This is a genomic window from Sphingomonas bacterium (assembly GCF_903643035.1).
Lineage (GTDB): Bacteria > Pseudomonadota > Alphaproteobacteria > Sphingomonadales > Sphingomonadaceae > Sphingomonas.
Genome location: NZ_CAHJWW010000292.1, coordinates 1 through 3,283, shown reverse-complemented (window position 1 = coordinate 3,283; position 3,283 = coordinate 1). Strand labels below are relative to the sequence as shown.

Annotated in this window: 4 protein-coding genes; all 4 read right to left on the bottom strand. The window is 71.5% G+C overall.

Going from position 1 to position 3,283, the window contains the following annotated elements; translation table 11 throughout:
• A partial coding sequence (locus HUV01_RS14060) for a dihydrofolate reductase (protein ID WP_174298839.1) occupies positions 1 to 322 on the bottom strand: 322 nt, incomplete at its 3' end.
• Between the two features lie 4 nt (positions 323 to 326).
• On the bottom strand, positions 327 to 1,121 hold the full coding sequence (locus tag HUV01_RS14055) for a thymidylate synthase (RefSeq protein ID WP_174298838.1): 795 nt from the start codon (positions 1,119 to 1,121) through the stop codon (positions 327 to 329).
• A gap of 77 nt (positions 1,122 to 1,198) precedes the next feature.
• A complete protein-coding gene (locus HUV01_RS14050) occupies positions 1,199 to 1,945 on the bottom strand; it encodes a class I SAM-dependent methyltransferase (RefSeq protein WP_174298837.1) in 747 nt (248 codons plus the stop codon).
• Positions 1,942 to 3,069 carry a peptide chain release factor 2 gene (gene prfB, locus HUV01_RS14045; RefSeq protein WP_174298836.1) on the bottom strand — a complete coding sequence of 376 codons (1,128 nt, stop codon included), beginning with the start codon at positions 3,067 to 3,069 and terminating at the stop codon, positions 1,942 to 1,944. The genes HUV01_RS14050 and prfB overlap by 4 nt, the downstream gene beginning before the upstream one ends.
• Between the last annotated feature and the right edge of the window lie 214 nt (positions 3,070 to 3,283).

The window sequence follows — 3,283 nt, the reverse complement described above, 5'->3', positions numbered from 1 at the left end:
GGTCGGCGCGGTCGAGAAACAGCGCGAACACCTCCGCCCCGCCGATCACCGACAGGTCGCCGCCCGCCAGCGCGAGCGCCGCCTCGGGCGTGCGCGCTACCTCCGCCCCCGCCGCAGCCCAGCCGGGGTCGCGCGTCAGCACGAGGTGACGCCGCCCCGGCAGCGGCGCGGGAAAGCCGTCAAAGGTCCGTCGCCCCATCACCATCGGCCTGCCCGACGTCAGCGCCCTGAACCGGCGCAGGTCCGCCGGCAGGTGCCACGGCAGCCCGCCGTCGCGCCCGATCACGCCGTTGGCGGCGCGCGCCAGGACAAGGGTCATCACGGCCTCACACCGCCACCGGCGCGCGGATGGCGGCCTGGGGCGCGTAGTCGTGGAAGACGAGGTCCGCCGGCTCGTAGGTGTCGATCGACGGCGCCGTCCGGACGATCTCCAGCCGTGGCGGCGGGCCGGGCGTGCGGGTCAGCTGGAGCCGCGCCTGGTCGAGGTGGTTGAGGTACAGGTGGCAGTCGCCGCCGGTCCAGACGAAGTCCCCGACGCCGAGCCCGCACTGGTCCGCCAGCATGTGCGTCAGCAGCGCGTAGCTGGCGATGTTGAACGGCACGCCGAGGAAGATGTCCGCCGAACGCTGGTAGAGCTGGAGCGACAGCCGCCCGTCCGCGACGTGCGTCTGGAACAGGCAGTGGCACGGCGCCAGCGCCATCGCGGGAAGCTCGCCCGGGTTCCAGGCGGTGACGATCTGGCGGCGCGAGTGCGGGACGGTGCGGATCTGCTCCACCAGCCCGGCGATCTGGTCGACACCGCCGCCGTCCGCCGTCCGCCAGTCGCGCCACTGGCGGCCGTAGACGGGGCCAAGGTCGCCCGCCTCGTCCGCCCACTCGTCCCAGATGCTCACCCCGCGCTCCTGCAGCCAGCGCACGTTGGTGTCGCCGCGCAGGAACCACAGCAGCTCCAGCACGATCGACTTCAGGTGCAGCCGCTTGGTGGTGAGAAGCGGGAAGCCCTGCCGCAGGTCGAACCGCATCTGCGCGCCGAACACGGACAGCGTGCCGGTGCCGGTGCGGTCGTCCTGCCGGGCGCCGGTCGTCAGGATGCGGTCGAGGAGGTCCAGATACTGGCGCATGGTGCTGAGGCCCTTGCCTGTCCCCGTTCACCCCCAAGCGGGGCGGGTGGGTGATTGCGATGTCCTGTCCACCGCCGTCAGCCCTGCTGCGCCCGGCAGGCGTGGATCGCGGACGGATCGGGGCGCGGCCCGACAGCCCTGAACGCCGCCAGATAGCCGCCCGCCGACGGCATGTCGGTCATGTCGACCAGCTGGTAGCCCACCGCCGCGAACTCGCACTTCAACAGCGCGGGCGGGGTGCCGTGATACTGCGTCGGCCGGTCCGCATCGACGACGATCGCTTCCCCGCCATGGGTCAGCGAGGGGCGCAGCCGCCACAGGAACTCGTAGGGCTGCTCGATCTCGTGGTACATGTGGATCATCAGCACGCGGTCGAAGCTGTCGGGGGGCAGCTTGGGGTCGTTGGCGTCGCCCAGCCGGACGCTGACGTTGTCGAGCCGCTCGCGCGCCACCCGGTTGGCCAGCGCGTCGCGCACCGCCGGCATGATGTCCTCTGCCAGCACGCGCCCATCCTTGCCCACCTTCGCGGCGAGCCGGATCGTGTAGTAGCCCTCGCCGGCGCCGATGTCGGCCACCGTCATCCGCTTCGCGATGCCGGCCTTCGTCATCACCTCGCCCGCCTCGTTCTTGCTGTCGCGCGCCTCCTCGGTCGACCAGCGCGGGCTGACGATCGGCGCGACCGGCCGGTCGGGGGTCGGGAAAGGTCCGGGCTGCGCGGCCTGTCGACGGATCAGCGGCTTGCTGCCGTCGCACGCCGAGCATGACGCGAGCGCGAGCAGCACGGCGCTCCCCCGCTTCGCCGCCGTGATCGGGTGCCGGCTCATTCGACGTCCTCCACATCGGCGGTCTCGCCCGTCACCCGCTGCGACAGGGCGGCGGCCATGAACGGGTCGAGATCGCCGTCCAGCACGTCGCCCGGCGAGGTGGAGGTGACGCCGGTGCGCAGGTCCTTCACCAGCTGATAGGGCTGGAGGACGTAGGAGCGGATCTGGTGGCCCCAGCCGATGTCGGTCTTGGTCGCGTTCTCCGCGCTGGCGATCGCCTCGCGCTCCGCCAGTTCGCGCTCGTACAGCCGCGCGCGCAGCTGGTTGAACGCCTCCGCCTTGTTCTTGTGCTGCGATCGCTGGTTCTGACACTGGACCACGATGCCGGTGGGCAGGTGGGTGATGCGCACCGCCGAGTCGGTCGTGTTGATGTGCTGCCCGCCCGCTCCGCTCGCGCGATAGGTGTCGATGCGCAGGTCCGCGTCGTTCACCTCCACCGCGATGTCGTCGTCGATCACCGGATAGACCCAGACGGACGAGAAGCTGGTGTGCCGACGCGCCGCCGAGTCGTATGGGCTGATCCGCACCAGCCGGTGGACGCCGCTCTCCGTCTTGGCATAGCCGTACGCGTTCTCGCCCTTCAGCAGCAGCGTGGCGGACTTGATGCCCGCCTGCTCGCCGGCATGATAGTCGACCAGCTCCACCTTCATGCCGTGCCGCTCGGCCCAGCGCGTATACATGCGCTGCAGCATCTCGGCCCAGTCCTGGCTCTCCGTGCCGCCCGCGCCGGCGTTGATCTCGACATAGCTGTCGTTGGCGTCCGCCTCGCCCGCCAGCAGCGCGCGCACCTTGTCGGCATCGGCGCGGCGCGCGAGCTCGCCCAGGCTCTGCGCGCCCTCGTCGGCCAGTTCCTGGTCGCCCTCGGCCTCGGCCAGGTCGATCAGCTCGACCGTGCCGTCCAGCTCGCTCTGGATCGCGCGGGTGGCGGTGATCGCCTCGTCCAGGCGGCGACGCTCGCGCATCACCTCCTGCGCCGCCTTGGGGTCGTTCCACAGCGCCTGGTCCTCGACGCGCGCGTTCAACTCGTCGAGCCGGCGCAGCGCACGGTCCCAGTCGAGGAACCGGCGCAGCAGCGCCAGCGCATCGTTGATCGAACTGACATGGGCCTGCGCTTCGGCGCGCATGGGTCTTCTCCAATCGTGTCCGTCCCCGGGCGGACCCGGACCCCGTCCCGATCGCCGGGACGATGCATATAGGGACGACGTATATAGGGACGCGGGCTAGTAGATTCCGCCCTGGCTTTGCAACAGGTCGCCGTCCGTCGGACGGGGCGGGGTGGCGGGACGGGGACCGGTGACGGCGGCGGCCACGGCGGCGCGGCGGGCGAGGCGGCGCGGC